Source organism: Streptomyces sp. NPDC027189 (assembly GCF_055566975.1).
In genome coordinates, this window is the sequence record NZ_JBVHRI010000027.1 from 100469 (window position 1) to 117450 (window position 16982).

Annotated in this window: 14 protein-coding genes and 1 pseudogene; 10 read left to right on the forward strand and 5 right to left on the reverse strand. The window is 68.2% G+C overall.

The annotated features are described in order from the left end of the window. Positions 1 to 50: 50 nt before the first annotated feature. A complete protein-coding gene (locus ACZ4RZ_RS41015) occupies positions 51 to 1463 on the reverse strand; it encodes a DUF2399 domain-containing protein (RefSeq protein ID WP_467752565.1) in 1413 nt (470 codons plus the stop codon). Further along, positions 1460 to 2944, reverse strand: a complete 1485-nt coding sequence (locus ACZ4RZ_RS41020) for an SbcC/MukB-like Walker B domain-containing protein (protein WP_467752567.1) — start codon at positions 2942 to 2944, stop codon at positions 1460 to 1462. The genes ACZ4RZ_RS41015 and ACZ4RZ_RS41020 overlap by 4 nt, the downstream gene beginning before the upstream one ends. Positions 2945 to 2947: 3 nt before the next feature. On the opposite strand from ACZ4RZ_RS41020, the gene ACZ4RZ_RS41025 reads away from it, so the two are divergent. From ACZ4RZ_RS41025 to ACZ4RZ_RS41035, 3 genes are all read left to right on the forward strand, one after another. After that, positions 2948 to 3235 (forward strand): hypothetical protein, encoded by a 288-nt coding sequence (locus tag ACZ4RZ_RS41025; protein WP_467752568.1) that lies wholly within the window; start codon positions 2948 to 2950, stop codon positions 3233 to 3235. A gap of 159 nt (positions 3236 to 3394) precedes the next feature. Next, positions 3395 to 3982 carry a TetR/AcrR family transcriptional regulator gene (locus ACZ4RZ_RS41030; RefSeq protein ID WP_467752569.1) on the forward strand — a complete coding sequence of 196 codons (588 nt, stop codon included), beginning with the start codon at positions 3395 to 3397 and terminating at the stop codon, positions 3980 to 3982. An 88-nt stretch (positions 3983 to 4070) separates the two neighbouring features. After that, positions 4071 to 5090 (forward strand): zinc-dependent alcohol dehydrogenase family protein, encoded by a 1020-nt coding sequence (locus ACZ4RZ_RS41035; RefSeq protein WP_467752570.1) that lies wholly within the window; start codon positions 4071 to 4073, stop codon positions 5088 to 5090. A 415-nt stretch (positions 5091 to 5505) separates the two neighbouring features. On the opposite strand, the gene ACZ4RZ_RS41040 is transcribed toward ACZ4RZ_RS41035, so the two are convergent. Next, on the reverse strand, positions 5506 to 6084 hold the full coding sequence (locus tag ACZ4RZ_RS41040; RefSeq protein WP_467752572.1) for a suppressor of fused domain protein: 579 nt from the start codon (positions 6082 to 6084) through the stop codon (positions 5506 to 5508). A gap of 506 nt (positions 6085 to 6590) precedes the next feature. Beyond that, positions 6591 to 7259 (reverse strand): phosphate signaling complex protein PhoU, encoded by a 669-nt coding sequence (phoU, locus tag ACZ4RZ_RS41045; RefSeq protein WP_467752573.1) that lies wholly within the window; start codon positions 7257 to 7259, stop codon positions 6591 to 6593. A gap of 207 nt (positions 7260 to 7466) precedes the next feature. On the opposite strand from phoU, the gene ACZ4RZ_RS41050 reads away from it, so the two are divergent. The 7 genes and pseudogenes from ACZ4RZ_RS41050 (at position 7467) to ACZ4RZ_RS41080 (ending at position 15723) form a co-directional block, all read left to right on the forward strand. Continuing rightward, positions 7467 to 9530: a SpoIIE family protein phosphatase gene (locus tag ACZ4RZ_RS41050; protein WP_467752575.1), complete on the forward strand. Its 2064-nt coding sequence runs from the start codon at positions 7467 to 7469 to the stop codon at positions 9528 to 9530. Between the two features lie 395 nt (positions 9531 to 9925). Continuing rightward, complete coding sequence (locus tag ACZ4RZ_RS41055) at positions 9926 to 11662, forward strand: IS1182 family transposase (protein WP_467752577.1); 1737 nt, start codon at positions 9926 to 9928, stop codon at positions 11660 to 11662. Further along, entirely contained in the window at positions 11659 to 12183 is a 525-nt protein-coding gene (locus tag ACZ4RZ_RS41060; RefSeq protein ID WP_467752578.1) for a hypothetical protein, read from the forward strand. The genes ACZ4RZ_RS41055 and ACZ4RZ_RS41060 overlap by 4 nt, the downstream gene beginning before the upstream one ends. A gap of 149 nt (positions 12184 to 12332) precedes the next feature. Further along, positions 12333 to 13031, forward strand: a pseudogene (locus ACZ4RZ_RS41065) (RHS repeat-associated core domain-containing protein); the annotation flags it as partial. Between the two features lie 72 nt (positions 13032 to 13103). After that, positions 13104 to 13730 carry a DNA/RNA non-specific endonuclease gene (locus ACZ4RZ_RS41070; protein WP_467752595.1) on the forward strand — a complete coding sequence of 209 codons (627 nt, stop codon included), beginning with the start codon at positions 13104 to 13106 and terminating at the stop codon, positions 13728 to 13730. A gap of 117 nt (positions 13731 to 13847) precedes the next feature. Further along, entirely contained in the window at positions 13848 to 14471 is a 624-nt protein-coding gene (locus ACZ4RZ_RS41075; protein ID WP_467752580.1) for an SMI1/KNR4 family protein, read from the forward strand. Positions 14472 to 15030: 559 nt separating this feature from the next. After that, a complete protein-coding gene (locus ACZ4RZ_RS41080; RefSeq protein ID WP_467752582.1) occupies positions 15031 to 15723 on the forward strand; it encodes a hypothetical protein in 693 nt (230 codons plus the stop codon). A gap of 274 nt (positions 15724 to 15997) precedes the next feature. Here the strand turns inward: ACZ4RZ_RS41080 and ACZ4RZ_RS41085 are convergent, their stop codons facing one another. Beyond that, on the reverse strand, positions 15998 to 16420 hold the full coding sequence (locus tag ACZ4RZ_RS41085) for a DUF6193 family natural product biosynthesis protein (protein WP_467752583.1): 423 nt from the start codon (positions 16418 to 16420) through the stop codon (positions 15998 to 16000). Between the last annotated feature and the right edge of the window lie 562 nt (positions 16421 to 16982).

Consider the following 16982-nt stretch of genomic DNA (forward strand, 5'->3'; position numbering starts at 1 on the left):
GCGATCACTGAGACGCCCGCGACACCGCGTGCATGAAGCCGACACCGCGTTCACGACGACCCCAGCGGCCTGACGGCCGCCGGGGTCGTTTCATCTCGTCCTGTCAACAACCCCAACGTCGCCTTGGTGCACATCTTCAGGGTGCTGGCCGGTGTAGTGGGGGACGGGTATGCGCGGCGGAGGTCGGCGAGTAGCTCCTCGATGAGTGCCTCCTCGTAGGCGGGTCGGCCGGATGCGCGCATGGCGGCGGCGAGCGCGGGGTCCCACGGGGTCTCGCCGAGACAGTCGGCGTCCAGGACGCCTGGTTCGAAGGGTGCTGGGTGCAGGCTGGCGGTGTAGTCGTCGGCTGTCATGCGCCACACCACGGCTTGGGGGACGGTGGCGAGGACGGCGCGTACGAGGGCGAGGCCCGCGCAGTCGAAGTCGGCTCGAACGGCGATGCGCCACCCCGCCGCCGCCAGGCGTGCGACGGCGTCCAGTTCCGTACGTGATGGCGTCCCCACCGTGCACAGCAGCCGTACGGTGCCCGGGACGCCGTTCAGGGCCGCGGCGGCGACCGAGGGGTTCTCGGTGAGGAAGACCCACCGGTTCTCGCTGTGCCAGGGGGCGGGCCAGACGGCGCGGTGCAGCACCCACGGGATCAGGACGTTGGGCTGGCCCGGAGGGATGTGCCAGCCGGTGGGATGGACACCCAGGGTGAGCAGTCCGCCGGTGAAGGTGTCGAGGTCGACGCCGAGCCGGTCCCAGGCCTCCCGGGCCGAGGTGCTGGCCCCGGCGTCGGTCCGGGCGGTGGCGGCTTCGGCGAGGACGAGCGCTGCCAGCTCGGTTCCGGCGTCCAGGGCGTGAGGGTTGCCGGCGGCCGCGTGCGCCAGGAGGCGCCGGTCGGCGCGTGCCGAGATGGGCAGCTGGTGCAGGACGGCGAAGGCGGTTCTCAGCAGCTGTTCGGGGTTCGGGTGCTGCAGGAGGCGGGCGAGGCTGCCGCGGCGGCGCAGGCTGTCCCAGCCGGTGTCGTCCGGCCGCAACGGCGCGGTGGGGGCCAGGGCGCGCGCCAGGCGGCTGCGCAGGTGCTGCAGGGTGGTGAGGCGCGCGGTGAGCCGGGCCTTGTCCGCGACGCGCTGGGCCAGGGGCCTGCCGAGTGCGTGGGCGGCTACCGCGCCCGGTGTCAGGTGCGGTCCCCGGCGCTGCAGAGCCTGGGTGAACCGCTGCAGGTCGATGCGGTGGGTGCGGCCGGCGGGCAGCGGGCGCGGGGCCAGCAGGCCGATGACGGCGGCGCGCTGCGCGGAGGCGTCCGGTGGGGTGATCGTGATCGTGCGGCTGTCCATGGCGGTGTCCCCGCGCTGGTCGGCTCGCCGGGCGATCTGCTCCCACAGCCATCGCACGTCGGGTGAGAGCAGAGTGGTCAGATCGGCATTCCGGCATGCCCCGTTGTGGCAGAGCTGCTGAGGGCAGTCAGTGGGGCTCATGACGTGCCGGCCGGGGACGTGGCGGGGTGGCCGGTGGCCTCCTGGAGCAGGGGACTGTAGGCGCGGACGGGGAAGGCGATGACGGTGTCGTTCGGGGCTTTCTCGAGTTCGAAGATGTCGATGCCGTCCCAAGCGACTGGGGAGCCGTCCCAGTTGTGGCTGGTGCTCATCAGGTCCAGGTCGAGGCTCTCGAGGTAGGCGGCGATACCGTCTCTGCCGTGGTCGTCGACGTCGCCGGGGACTTCGTCCAGCGCGCACAGGCGTGCCGCGTGCGGGGGCACGTCGCGGTACTCGGCGGCCAGCGCGGCGAGCATGGGTGCTAGGACGATCAGGCGGCTCTCGCCCTTGGAGACGGTCACTCCGCGAGCGCCCCACGTTTCCTGCTTGATCGTCCCGCTCCGGGTGATCTTGTACTGGACCTTGATCCAGTTGCGGATGTCGATGGCTTCGGCCAGCCGGTCAGCCCGGCTGCAGGGTTCGGTTGTGTCTGCCCCGCTCTCGCCGAGTCGCATCACCGCCAGGAGTTCCTGCCCGATGCGGCGTTGTTCCTCCGAGGTGCGCTCGGCATCCCCTTTTTCGCACGTCAGGTGGTGGATGGTGGCGAGGGAGGGCGGCAGGTCCTTGCGCTGGACAAGGCTGATCTGGACGCCGACTCCGGAGGAAGCTGCGGCCAGCTTCATCTGCTCGTTAATTTCACCCACCCAGTCCTGCAGGTCGACCCAGGCGGTGCCGACGGCCGCGGGGATCTGGCCGAGGATGAAGTTCTCCAGGGCGTTCTCGTCGGCCTGACTGTAGGCCCGTTCTGCTTCCACCCGGCGTTCTGCAGCCATCCCCGCGGCGGCGTGCGGGGACATGCGCCGTCCAGCCAGGGACAACCGGTGGCTGGGCATGCGCTCAGGGGCCAGCCCGTGCCCGAGGTGCCAGTCCTCGTCCGGAGCGGCGGCCAGGTGAAGGCGCAGAGCGTCGCCGCACGCCTCGATGCCCGCGGGCGGCTGCGGGACGGCCAGCAAGCGGGAGCGCAGCTCCTTGAGCCAGGACGCGACACCGCCGTGGTCCGCCGCGTCGTCCCCTCCGGTAGCCGAGAGGGCTTCAGCAAGGCCGTCGAGTGTGAGGCAATGGCGCACTGCCGCATGGGACGCCTCCGCTCGGGGCCGGCTCTCCTGCAGACGGCGTGAGGCCTCCTTCTGCGCCTGGCCCGCCGCGGCTGCTTCGGAGGCCGCCTCCTCCAGTTCCTTGCGAACCCTGCCCAGACGCTGCCTCACATCCGTGTGTGCCTGCCGGGCAGCCACCGCCTCCTGAACCAGCGTGAGTTCGTCCATACCGCTGCGCTGCCGGCAGGCCTCCAGTGCGGCGCGTGCATCGCAGAGCTGTCTGAAGCTGTCCAGGGCCGCGCGCCCGGTGAGCTGGGCTTGGTCGTGTGTGTCAGCCGCGTGTTGCGCCGCGTCCCGCACGTCGTCGAGGAGGTTGCTGGTGCCGCGCATCTGGTGCGCAGCCCGGCCGAAGAGGTCGGCGCGGCGGCCGGACGCGCGGTGGAGCAGCTCATCGAGGCGAAGCGGGAGTACACGGAGCCGCCCAAGGCGCTCGAGGAGCAGGCCGTCCCGGGCGGGGTCGTCGACCTGATGGCCGCGCTGAAGGAGTCCGTGGCGAAGGCGCAGGCCTCCCGCGGCGAGGACGCCACCGTCCACGAGATGCCCAGGAAGGCGACGGCCAAGAAGACGGCCGCGAAGATGGTTCCCACCAAGAAGGCGGCGGCGAAGAAGCGGAGTGCCTAGTCGAGCACCCCGAGGATGCTGTCGGGGTTGCAGTGGGGGCAGGCTGGGACGCGTTCGTTGCTCGTGATCCGCCGCGCCGTCCCACCGCCCGATCGGACAGACCTGTCTGTTAGTCTTCAGGTGGCGCATCCGACAGATCCCGGAGAGGTCGTTAACTGCATGCCTGCCACGGCCAAGCGCCTTCCGGCGCGCGAGCGCATCCTCACAACGGCGGAAGAGCTGTTCTCCGCCCATGGTCTGCGCGGCGTGGGCGTCGACCGCATCATCGCCGATTCGGGCGTCGCCAAGGCCACCCTGTATGTGCACTTCCCGTCCAAGGACGAACTGTCCGCCGCCTATCTGCGGCGCACCGACGACTCCTGGCGCGGCAAGCTGCGGGCCGCCGCGCTGGCGGCCGGCGACAACCCCCGCGATCAGCTGGTGGGCCTGTTCGACGCGGTCTCCGACTCCTACGAACGGCACGGCTTCCACGGCTGCCCGTTCATCAACGCCGCCGCTGAGAGTGAACCGGGGAGCCTCCCGCACACCGTGACCGTCGAGCACAAGCGAGCGGTGCGGGCGTGGGTGCGCGACCTGGCCGAGGCGGCCGGAGCCGACGACCCCGACCAGCTGGCTTTGCAGCTCACCCTACTGATCGACGGTACGCTCGCGGCCGGCAGGCTCGAGCAGGACCCGGCCATGCCCGCCGCCGCCAAGGAGGCGGCACGGCTCACGGTCGAGCGCTCCTGCCCGCCTCGCACCACCTGACCCTCGCTGTCCTCATGTGCCTGCCCGGGCGCACGAGGGATTCTCCGATTTGAAGAAAACAGACCTGTCTGTTCGAAAGGCAAAGACAATGATGACGCCCCGCCCCAAGGTGCCCGTATTTATGCGCGCGGTCGTCCTGGAAGCGTTCGGCAGCCCACTGACCCTGAGCGAGCTCACGACCCCTGTCGCGGGGCCGGGTCAGGTCCTGGTACGGGTAGTGGCGAGTGGGGTGAACCCGCTGGACACCAAGATCCGGGCCGGCAAGGCGGCCCACGCCCGCAGCCGGCTGCCCGCCGTCCTCGGACTGGACCTGGCGGGCGTGGTCGAGGCCATCGGCCCCCAGGTCACCGGCTTCGCCCCGGGCGACGAGGTGTACGGGCTCACCGGCGGCGTCGGCGACCTGCAGGGCTCGCTCGCCGAATACGTCGCCGTCGACGCCCGGCTGCTCGCGCACAAGCCCGCCTCCCTGAGCCTGCGCGAGGCGGCGGCACTGCCGCTGATCGTCATCACGGCCTGGGAGGGACTGGTGGACCGGGCACAGGTGAGGACCGGTCAGCAGGTCCTCGTCCACGGCGGGGCGGGCGGCATCGGGCATGTGGCCGTTCAGATCGCCCGGGCCCGGGGAGCCGAGGTCTTCGCAACCGGATCGGCCCGCAGCCTGGAGACCATCACCCGCCTCGGAGCGACACCGATCGACTACACCACCACCCCGGTTGAGGACTACGTCGCCCGGCACACCGGCGGTGAGGGCTTCGACGTCGTCTTCGACACCGTCGGCGGCGAGACGCTCGACGCCTCCTTCACCGCGGTACGCACCTACACGGGTCATGTGGTGAGCGCCCTGGGCTGGGGCACCCACAGCATCGCGCCCCTGTCGTTCCGCGGGGCAACGTACTCGGGCGTCTTCACCCTGCTGCCGATGCTGACCGGCCGGGGCCGGGAGCACCACGGGGAGATTCTGCGGGAGGCGGCCGCCCTTGTTGACACCGTGGCGCTCATGCCCATGGTCGATCCCCGGCACTTCACCCTCCGTACGGTCACCGAGGCTCACGATGCGGTGGAGAGCGGAACCGCCGCCGGCAAGATCGTCGTCGACGTTGCGGAGTGATCCCTCCGCTCCCCGGTCCGGCGCGGCGGCGCTAGGCCCGGGGAGCATACGCGTACCGGGGGCAGCAGGGCTTGGTCAGGTCGGGTGTGCGGAGTGACGGTCGCGGCCATTGCGCAGACCCGGCTTGCAGGCCTGCCCGAGCTGCGCATCCGCTGGGGCGGTGCGCGGGTTGCGCAACCGATCCGGCCTGCTGACATCGGCCGGTGTGCAATGGCCGGCCCATTGCGCAGGTTTCGGCCGGATGGCCTGCGCAACGCTGTGACCTGCTGTGGTCGGGCTACGGCGTCGTCGAAGGGCACGTCAACCGCATCAAGACGATCAAGAGACAGAGGTACGGCCGCGCTCATTTCCCCTGCTGCGAGCCAGAATCCTCATCGAGCCCTAGCAGCAGGGGGCGGCCCGAGACCGTAGATGGTCACACCGTGGAGGGACGTTGCGGGTCTACCGGGTTGATCTCTCGTTCCTCGAACCTGTCTTCCAGGGCTTCCAGCCCTTCCTCGCGCCTGAAGTCCTTCTCGGCCTTGGTGATCGGGAGCATCCAGAGGATCCGGGAGTGGGCGTCCTCGTCCCATGAGCAGATCTCAAACTCGGGGCCGTAGGGGTAGGGCAGGCTGATCAGGTAGTGATCACACGCCGAGTCGTCCAGCCAGGGACCGCCGATTGGGATGGTGTGGCCGACGTCGAGCCGCTGGTGGGGCGGGCCACAGTGGTAGTACGCGTTGATCGTGACGCTCTCCAGGTTCTTCCAGTCATCACGCGGTGCGGCAAGGAAGAATTCTGTGCCGTGGCCGTTCTCCTGGGTCGCCGTCCAGCATCCGGAGGTCACGTAGACCCACCAGTCTCCCGGATGGGCAGGGTGGATCCGGAAGATACGAAACCCAGGAACGCGCTCCTCGATCGGCCCCTCGACACCCTCCAGTTCGTCAATGGTCCTGCCCGGGAAGCGGCGACGAAGGTGCTCGAACAGAGCGGCACGCGAATCGGTCACAGTCACGCGGTCATGATGCGCCCACTGGTCCCAGACTCACGTACCAGGGTGCCCATTGCCTGACCTGGCTCTCAGCAGCTTTCCGTAGTTATCACGGAAGCGCGGGCACACCCATTTTCAAAGAGTCCCAACAAACCGGCCGCCGGAGAATCCGCCGGACCGGCACGACGGATCGAGGGTAGAGAAGCGCAGGTACTCAGAATCGCGCGCTGACAGATGATCTTGACGCCAGACAATCGCCCCCGACCAGCGCGAGTACACAACCCACCACCCACACCAGCCCCGTGACCAGCGAATTCAAGATGGTGGATGTTCACTGCGTGCCCGGTCGGGTCATGCTCGATCCATCCTCCCCGGTGGGTTCTGTTCCGGGTGATGGTGTGCACGACTGTCGTGTGTTCCGCCATGCGCCCATGCTGATGGCCGGGGCTCGGCCTGCCAACATGACGCCCGCCGAGTGGGCGACCGCTGCGGGCCAGCCAAGCGGGCACCCTCGCCGAGCCAGATAGGCGTCATGCGGGCGTGTCGGGGATCAGCTCGTCTGCGTGTTCGCCCGTGACCAGGTAGACCACGCGCTGGGCCACCGACACCGCGTGGTCGGCGAATCGCTCGTAATAGCGGCCGACCAGTGTGACGTCCACGGCGGTTTCCACGCCGTGCTGCCACCGGTCGTCCATGAGGTGCTGGAAGATCGTGCGGTGCAACTCGTCCATGCGGTCGTCGTCCTTCTCCAGCTGGAGTGCCGCATGGACGTCCTGGGTCATGATCACTTCGGCGGCCTGCGCCATCAGGCGCTGGGCGAGCTGGCCCATCTCCAGGACCGTACGGCGTAGATCGTGCGGAACAGCGCGGTTAGGAAACCGCATCTGGGCAAGCTTGGCCACATGCTGGGCCAGGTCACCAGAGCGTTCCAGGTCCGCGCTCATGCGCAGCGAGGTGACCACGACCCGCAGATCCGTGGCTACCGGCTGCTGCCGTGCCAGCACCGCGATCGCCCGGTTCTCCAGGTCGCGCTGGAGGTCATCGACCTTTTCGTCGGCTGAGATCACGCTCTCGGCAAGCTGCAGGTCGGCATCGAGGAGAGCGGTCGTGGCCAGGCCGATGGCCGAGCCGACCAGGTTCGCCATCTCCACCAGGCCATCGCTGATCGAGGCCAGTTCCTCGTGGTAGGTCTCCCGCATCGCGTCCTCACGGTCCAGTCGTGTGCCAGCCTTCGCCCGTTGCCAGGCTCGCACACATCGCGCGCAGAGCAGTGGCCGCCTAGCGCGACCTGGCGGCTACCCAGATCCGGGGGACCATGGAAGCACTGCGAGGTGTATGGGACAGGCCGCAGCCTGAAGGGGACGCGGGGCCGTGTGTCGCGCTGGCAGGCGGAGGGAGTGCCTGGGATGAGGACAGCCGACCTCTTCGGGGGCGAGGGCGACCAGGCTGGCGCGGGGCCGCAGCAGCGCAGTGGGCTGCTGGATCTGCTGAGTGTCGCGGCGGTACTGCTGGATGCCGAGGGGCGGATCGTGCTGTGGAGCCCGCAGGCCGAGGAGCTGTTCGGCTACACCGCACAGGAGGCGCTGGGCCAGTACGCGGCGCGGCTGCTGGTCGATGACCAGAACCTGGACCTGATGATCAGGCTGTTCACCGAAGTCATGAGGACGGGACAAGGATGGGCCGGCGCCTTCCCCGTCCGGCACAAGGACGGCAGTACCCGGCTGGTGGAGTTCCGCAACATGCGGCTGCTGGACGACCGGGGTGACTTCTATGCCCTGGGCATCGCCACCGACGAGGCGATCCTGCGCCAGGTGGAACGGGGCGTGGCCCTGTCCACGCGGCTGGTCTCGCAGTCCCCGATCGGGCTGGCCGTCTTGGATACCGACCTGCGGTACGTGTCCGTCAACCCGGCGCTGGCGCAGATCAACGGCGTCCGAGCCGAAGACCACCTCGGGCGACCAGTCCGCGAGGCCCTGCCTTTCCTGGAGGTCGATGCGATCGAGGCTGCGCTGCGGCAGGTCCTCACGTCCGGAAGGCCCGTGATCGACCAGCACAGCGTGGGACGCACTCCCGCCGACCCCGACAACGATCACGCGTGGTCCGTCTCCTACTACCGGCTCGACGGTCCCGGCGGGCGGGTACTGGGAGTAGCCATCGTGCTGGTGGATGTCACCGATCGGCACCGTGCCCGGCAGCGCTTGGCTCTGATCGCCGACAGCTCCGCCCGTATCGGCACCACCTTGGATATGGAACAGACCGCCCGCGAGCTGGCCGGCGTCGCCGTCCCCGAGCTCGCCGACGTGGCGGCGGTGGACATCCTGGACTCTGTCCTTGCCGACCGCCACGGGACGGGACCCGGCGCCGGCCGGGCACTCTTCCGTGCCCTCGCGGTGAAGGCCGCGTACCCGACTGAGGTCGTTTGTGCCGTCGACCCTCCCGGCCACCTCGCCAGCTACGGCGCGCAGCGCTTGGCCACTCAATGCGTGGGGACCGGACGCCCCATTCTGATAGCCCACGTCGGCGAGCGGGACCTGGCTCGCATCGCCCGTGACGCCGAGGCCGCTGCCACGCTGGCCCGCGCCGGCGTCCACAGCTATCTCATAACGCCCTTGATCGCCCGTGGGGAGGTGCTCGGCACCCTGGGTCTCACCCGCGCCCGCAACTCGGTGCCCTTCGACAACGACGATCTCACCCTGGCCGGTGAGCTGGTCGATCGAGCCGCGGTGTGCATCGACAATGCCCGCCTGTACCAAGGTGCACGCAACACGGCTGTGACCCTCCAGCGCAGCCTGCTGCCGGACCTCCCACCGCATCAGGCGGGCCTGGAGGTCGCCTCCCGATATCGGCCCGCCGGAACGACCATCGAAGTCGGTGGTGACTGGTTCGATGTCATCCCCCTCGTGGAAGACAAGGCCGCGCTGGTCGTGGGCGATGTGATGGGCAGCGGTATAAGCGCCGCCACCACCATGGGGCGCCTGCGCACCGCCACCTCCACCCTGGCCGACCTCGACCTCCCACCGGCCGAGGTGCTGCACCACCTCGACAAGATCACGGCTGACCTGGAGCAGTACGCCACCTGCGCCTACACCGTCTACGACCCGCACCGCGCCCTGTGCCACATCGCTGTTGCCGGACACCTGCCCCCCGTGCTGATGCGCGCGGGCGAGCCCCCCGAACTGCTCGATCTCCCCACCGGCGCACCCCTCGGGGTCGGCGGTGTCGCCTTCGAAGTCACCACCTTCGGCCTGGCCCCCGGCGACCAACTGGTCCTCTACACCGACGGCTTGGTCGAGACCCGCCACCACGCCATCGACGAGCGCCTGGACCTCCTCCTGCAACTGCTGCACAGCCCCGACCGATCCTCGGAAGAAACCTGCGACCGGCTCCTGGACGCACTGCGCGATCCGGACGACCACGACGACGTTGCCGTACTCATCGCCCGTGCCCGACGCTGGCCCCGGCCTTACTGATCGTTTCTGAATGAGTTGAGCTCCGGGTCTTGTGCTCATCACCCGGTCCACCGCGCTCCGGCTCGTGGCAGTGGGAGACCAGGAGACCGTCACGGTGCCCTGGCAGGGCGGCCGACGCGCGACCGGGGAGCTCCCCGGCCAGTCGGTGATCTGGTCGGGCTGATCCTCGGTCCCGACCTGGGGCCCCAGCGCTGACGCCGACAGCGGCGGACAATGAGCAGTCGGGAGGAGCAGGCCCGGTTCACCGGCTGTCCCTGCGGTGCAGTCGGCGGCCTCGACGACAATGATCCTCAGCTTGACTCTGTCGGGGATCTTGGATTTTCCCGGTGCGTCAGCGCGATCACCGTGCATGCTCAAGGCTGTTCCACAGGCCGATGCAGTTGTCGAGGTGTTCGTTGTCGCTCCGTCCCCGTTCCGGTGAGCAAGTCCCTTCTCTGACCGCGCAGATCGCGCGGGCGAGCAACCCGGACGGTACGACAGCGATATGGGTGCGGGACCGGTTGGACGGGCTCTGGCGCGACGAGGACTTCGCCGACTGGTACCCGCGCGACGGCCGTCCCGGTCTCTCGCCCGCCCAGTTGGCCACCGTCTGCGTGCTGCAGTTCCTGCTCGGTCTGTCGGACCGGCAAGCAGCAGAAGCGGTCCGCTGCCGCATCGACTTCAAGTACGCGCTGGCCATGGAGCTGGACGACCCCGGCTTCCACCACAGTGTGCTGGCCGACTTCCGCGAGCGCATCGCCCAGGACGACCGCGCCGACCGACTCCTGGACCTCGCGCTGGTTCGACTCAAGGATGCCGGGCTTGTGCGTGAGCGCACCACTCAGCGAACCGACTCCACCCATGTCCTGGCCGCAGTGCGCGACCTGACCCGGCTGGAACTGGTCACCGAGGCGGTCCGTGCCGCGCTGGAAGAAGTGGCACGCACGGCCGGGCATCTGCTGGTCGGCCTGGTCGACGAGGAGTGGGGACGCCGCTACGGCCGTCCGGTCCGCCTGGGCAAGAACCCCACCCGGCCCAAGACCAGGATCCTCGCCGCCGGCGACGACGCCTGTCGGCTGCTGGAACGCCTCCACCGGCCCGGCCCGCAGGCCAAGGCCCTGCGGCAGATCGTCGTGCAGAACTACTACCGCGACGCGGCAGGCCGCCTGCACTGGCGCACTGCCGACGACGGTGGGTTACCGCCCTCCTCCACGGCGATCGTCTCCCCTTACGACACCACGGCGCGCTACGTCCGCCACGGGCACATCATCCGCTGGAAGGGATTCGCCGCCCACGTCACCGAGACGTGCGCTTCCGACAGCGCCAACGTGATCACGGACGTGACCACCACCTCGGCCGCCACGAACGACGCCCAGACCCTGCCCGGCATCCACACCCGCCTGGCGCGTCGCGGACTGCTGCCAGCCGAGCACCTGGTCGACGGCGGCTACACCTCCCTGGTCCACCTGGAACGAGCCCAGCGCGAACACCAGATCACCGTCAGCGGACCGTTGCCGGGCAACCCCACCCGCCAGCACCGCAAGAACGAGGGATTCGACCGGGACGACTTCCACATCGACTTCGACCGCCGGCAGGTCACCTGCCCCCAGGGCCAGGTCAGCGCCGGCTGGCACGGCCCCTACCCAACGTCCTCGCCCACCGCCGCCCCGCTGATCGTGGCGCGGTTCACCAAGAGCCAGTGCCGCCCCTGCCCGGTCCGCACCCGGTGCACCACCACCGCCGACAGCGCCCGGACCGTGGGCTTTCCCCCACGAGAACTCCGCGACCTGCAACTCCGCGTCCGCGCCGAGCAGCAGACCCCCGACTGGAAGACCCGCTACGCGGTCCGCTCCGGGGTGGGGCACCATCAACGAGTTCGCCCACGGACATGGCATGCGCCACTGCCGTTACCGAGGACAGCCGAAAGCCCACCTGCAACACGTACTCACAGCAATCGCCGTGAACATCGAGCGCCTCAGCGGCCTGTCACCGACCGAGGAAACCCCATCACCACGGCCACCGACCGCCTTCCAGACCTTCCTGGACCAACACGGCATCCCTCGGTCGAAGTCCTGGCGAACGCTGGGCAGTTGAACTCGACTGCCTTCAAGATCCCCGACAGAGTCAAGAACGCAAATGGAGGTGGCTGTTGAGTATCGAATCCCTAGAGGCTGCACTGCCAGGGCTGGTGGCGCGGCGTCTCGAATTTCCACGACGCATCAACTGGCAGGTGGTCTTCGACGGCTTGAGGACTGGGCTGCCAGACGACTACATCGCTTTGGCGGAGTCGTACCCTCGGCTGGAGATCGGGCAATTCCTCACTGTGACGTCGCCGGCCCCAGGAGGCGAAACAGGATACGTCGAGGCGCAGAAAGAGGATCTCGCCGGTGCCGAGGGAATGGCGCAGAAGGGAATGCTCGGTGGCTACCCTGCGTTCCCGGAATCGGGAGGGTTGCTGCGGTGGGGCGGCTCGATAGACGGGGACGAGTTCCACTGGCGTACAGAAGGGCAGCCCAACGAATGGACAGTCGTTGTGGCTGGGCGGAATGACGACTGGTTCCACTACGAGGGCAGCCTCTCGAGCTATCTCGCCTGGTTGTGCTCTGGGACGGCCGAACCGCATGGGCTCCCTCCGAACTTTCCGGGGCCCGAACCCGTGGTTTCCGTCGGATAAGAGTGCTCGAAATGCTCAGGGACCCTTGAGCGCAAGGGTTGGCCCATAGCGGATGATTGCGTCGGGGCCTGCTTCCGTCAGGAGGCGGGCCCCGACTGCGTCAGGCTGGTCCGCTCCGCCTCCGGTGGCCCGTGACCAGGCCGCGTACTCCGTTCGGCCGCCAGGAGTCGGTCACCTCGGGCGGAAAGATCATCTCGCGAAGCGTGTATGACGGCTTCGACCACGTCGTGGAGTCCCAGAAGATGGACGACACGGGCGCGATGAAGTCGACCACGTACGCCTTCGACCCGCTGGACCGCACCGCGTCGAAGACGGCGGATGGCAAGACGACGGACTTCGACTACCTGGGGCTTTCCAGCGAGGTCCTGGACGAGAAGATCGCCGGCGAGCTGACCAAGTCGTACCAGTACAGCCCGTGGGGCGAGCGCCTGTCGCAGATCAAGCACAACAGCGACGGCACGACCGAGGACGGCTACTACGGCTACAACGGCCACTCCGACGTCGAGACCCTGACGGACAAGAACGGCGACACGAAGGGCACGTACGGCTACACGGCCTACGGCTCCGACGACGAGTCCGAGTTCACCGGCATCGACAAGCCCGACGCCGCCGATCCCACCAAGGAGTCCTACAACCCTTACCGGTTCAACGCCAAGCGCTGGGACGCCCAGTCCGGCACGTACGACATGGGCTTCCGTGACTACAACCCCGGGCTGAACCGCTTCACCACCCGTGACATGTACAACTTTGCCCTCGCCGACATGAACCTGTGCAGCGACCCCTGCACCGGCAACCGGTACGCCTTCACCGGTGGCAATCCATCGAGCGTCGTCGAACTCGACGGGCATCGTCCGGTCTTCACCGATGGCGGCGGAGGCTCGACGACCACCACCACGCGAGGTGGTGGCCTGTTCGGCCTCATCACGAGTTTCGTGATCGGCATCTCCGAACTCCTCGGAGACGATTCGGCCCCCGACGACGGCTCCGCCCGTGGTACGACGCCGCGGGCCGATCCGACATGCCGAGGCGCCGACGGCCAGGGCTGGATCGACCCCAAGCCGGTGGACACGGCACATGGCGGGCGCGCGACGGGCGCCGTCGGCTGCATCGACAAGGCGTACGCCAGTACGCACGGCACCGACGTCCAGTGCCGCAAGGCTCCGTTCATATGCCCTCCGGGCTATACGTGGGCAAGGAATCTCGCGTACTGGTATGGCCACCCCAATCCGGGTCGGCACATCAATGCGTGCCACCTGATCGGAAAGTCGCTCGGCGGCGACGGGCTGGACCCCGCGAACCTGGCGACGTGCGGCAGAGTCACCAATACCTATGGTGACGACGTCGCGGGTACACAGGACATCAGCATGCGCAGCTGGGCGGAGGTCGTCGAGAAGGCGATCGATCAAGGACAGGTGGTGCGGTACGAGGTGACCCCCAACTACGAAGGCCCGCGCACCGTTGCGAAGAGCTTCACGATGACAGCGCAGGGGATCCGAACGGCAGTCCGGGAATCTCCTTCAACGACACGGTTCCGAACCTGCTGCTGACCGGCCCCAAGGGATCGAACATCTTCACGAACCTGGGTTTGGTCGTGCACAGTGGGACCGGTGTTCCCGTGCCAACCGCAGGAATGCCGTGACAGTGGAACGGAAGGAAGTGCACCGATGAGCGGGCAGCCGCTGATCGAGACGCTGCGGGATCTCATGCCGCCGCACGAAGGCGCCGGCGATGCGATCGACTGGCAGGATGCTGAGAGCTCCTGGGGGGTCGCCTTCCCACAGGATTACAAGGAGTTCGTCGCCGCGTACGGCGAGGGTGAGGTCGATGCATTCCTCACCTTCCTCGTTCCGGTGCCGAGCGACGGCCCCATCCCCTCCGACGCCATGGTGGAGGAGACGCACACGGCACGGCAGATGTGGCTGAAGCACCCACCGACCGTTTCCGGCTCGCTGTCCACGCCGCCGGTCATCACCTGGGGAATCAATGCCAGAAGTGACCTGCTGTGCTGGGTGACCACCAAGCAGGATCCGAACGACTGGACGGTGGCCGTATGGAGCCGAGGTGGCCTCGACTGGCACTTCCACGAGTGCGGAATGGTCGAGTACGTCGTGCGGCTCTTCCGAGGGGAGTTCGGCGACATGTGGGCTGAGGCAGGCGGTTTCCGGCGCTTCGTGCATGTGCGTGAGGCCCGCCGTCTGTTCGCGCAGGGAATCAACCCGGACACGGGAGAGCCCAATCCGTACGCGGACATGTTCGGCCCGCCGCCCTGGCTGTCCGAGAACGATTGACGAGGATTGTTCTGTGTGACAGCTGACTGGCAAGCCGATCGGCCCGGACGACCTCGTTCCCTCCTCCGGAACAGGGCAAGGGCCGGTCGGCGCGCCGCTTCCCGAGCGGCATCGCAGGGTTCCTGCGGCGTTCGCTGAAATCGACGCACACCACCGCCGAACGAATTCGGCGGTGGTGTGTCTTTTCGTTGAGCTGGTGGCCGACCGGCACCGAACGGCGGGCGCCGCTCAACCGTGGATACGTGAACTTTGCGTCGAATGTCCGCCTGGTGGCCGCCGTAGCCGACGCTCCTGTATAACCAGGCTCTCTTCCTGATCTCCAAGGAGTGTGCGCATGAGGCCCCGTGTCGCTGTGGCTGCGCTGACGGTTCCGCTGCTCTCCGCCGCTGCCGTTTCATTGGCCGGGTGCTCCCAGAGCCGGGCAACGGATGTAGTGGATCAGGGGAAACCAGCAAACTCAAGTGGCGTCGAGCAGTCCCACGGAGCGGGGAAGAGCGAGCAAGCGGCGTCCGCGAAGCCCAGGACGGCCGTCGAGTTCCTCGCGCGGGCCGAAGAGGCGATGTCCGGGGAGAAGGGCTGGACGTTCGCCGTCAAGGGGAGCGAAGAGCTGGTCCTGCGCGGGCAGAAGAGCACCGCCCTCTATACGGCCACGGTGCACCGCACGACGGGGGAGTCCTGGGCACTTCACTCTGCGGGAACCAGCTACAGCAAGGGTGTGGGCAGGCCCGAAGAGGTCTTCGTCGTCGACGGCACGGGTTATGTCAAAGAGGGTGGACCGGGTGCCGCCTGGAAGCACGGGCCCCTCGCCGATCCGGAGATCGCGGACAAGGTGGAGGATCCGGTCGGCGCGCTCAGTGCGTTCCAGGAGTACGCCACGGAGAAGACACCCGACAGTGGGATCTCGCTGATCAAATCGGGTGATCAGGTCGAGTTGCAAGTCCGTACGTCTTCTGCGGCATTGTCCGGGGTGCGGGGGAGGGCGATCGTCAAAAAGGCGGTGCGTGAACTGAGGCCGATCCTGGAGCAACTGCGTGCGGCGGGAGTCCCGGCCTCCGAGAGTCAGATCACCGTGGAGAGCGTTGTGGAGTCGGTCGTCCTCGACGCGACGACGTACCGGATCGATGCGCACATCTTCCGGTGCGCCTTCCTCATGCCCTACGACGGTCGGAGCATCCGCTACAGCCAGGGCGTGACGGAGTCGACCCAGGGGACGTTCGCCGGAACCATTGCGCTGCCGGCGGTCGCGAAATGAGGGGGCCTGTATGTCCGTGATCGTCGACACCGGCCCCAGCCCGTCTCGCCGCACTATGCATCACGCCTGCTCAGAGCCTCCGCCGAGAGCAAGATCAAATGAGACGGGACACTAGGCGCCCGCCGGTACGGGCTACCGACGGAATTCACTGACCTGCGCAAACGCCGACCGTGTCGCGTCGATTTCCCGTGTTGATGTGTGGAGGTCCCCGGTAAACTCTCCGGTCCGTAGTGGTTGTTGCAGCCCTGCGACACGGCTCTGGCACCGGGCAGCGTCATTCGCCGAGCGTGACTGGACCGAGGCCGGGAGGCAGTTGGCGCACGGCCAGCGCCACAGCCTCACGGGCTGTTGCAAATCGGCCGAGGTCCGGGGTCACGATGCCCGTGCCCACTGTGTACATGCCGTCGCTGCCGGCGGCCAGGCACGGCCCGACCACGGTTAGGCGCGGGCGGGTGGTGGTGGAGAAGCGCAGCGCCCAGTGGCTCGTGAACGGGTAGAGGGCGCGCAGCGCCGGTTCGGCGTACGCTGCCTCGATCAGGGCTTGGTACGTCTCCTGCCAGACGTACTCCAGTTCGGCCGCTTCCTGGCGCATGGCCTGCCACTCGGATTCCGTCAGGCGCGCGGGGTCGAGGTCGGGCACCTCGAACCGCCCGGTCAGGTGCACGAAGGGTGCCGCCCGGCGGATGTCGTTCAGCACCGCACCGTCGTGCCACGCCCTGGCGGCCTTGGCGACTTCCGCCAGATCGTCTGTCGTGCTGTCGATGAGAGACAGGCTCTGGAACGGTTCCGTGCCCCAGATCGACCACCGGCGTTTCGTGCCGCCAGGCGCTGATCTGCAGCGGTTCGCGGTGCTGCAGGGTACTTGCGACGGCTGCGTAAAGCAGCGGCTCGGAGTCCGAGGACGTGACGGGGACGGCGCCGAGGCAGCCTTCCCCCTCGGCCTGGAGCGCTGCAGCGAGGCTGCCGCAGGCCGCGACATCGGGGTACAAGACAGCGGGGTCAGGAGGCGTCGGCACAGCTCCTGATTGTGCCCGAGCCCCTGGTTCCTGGGGCCGCGGCCCCCACGGATCACGGAAGAGACGAGTGATCTGCCTCCAGTGCGGTCGGGTTCCCAGATGAGTGGTCTGCAGGGGACCTCGTTCCGTCACCTCGCCAGGCGCATTTCGTCCCTACCCTCCACATGGGTGGTCGAGCCCTTCGTATGGTTCAACCCCCAGGGGTGTCGGGTGAGGCTTCATTTCGTCTGCCATCAGTGGCTC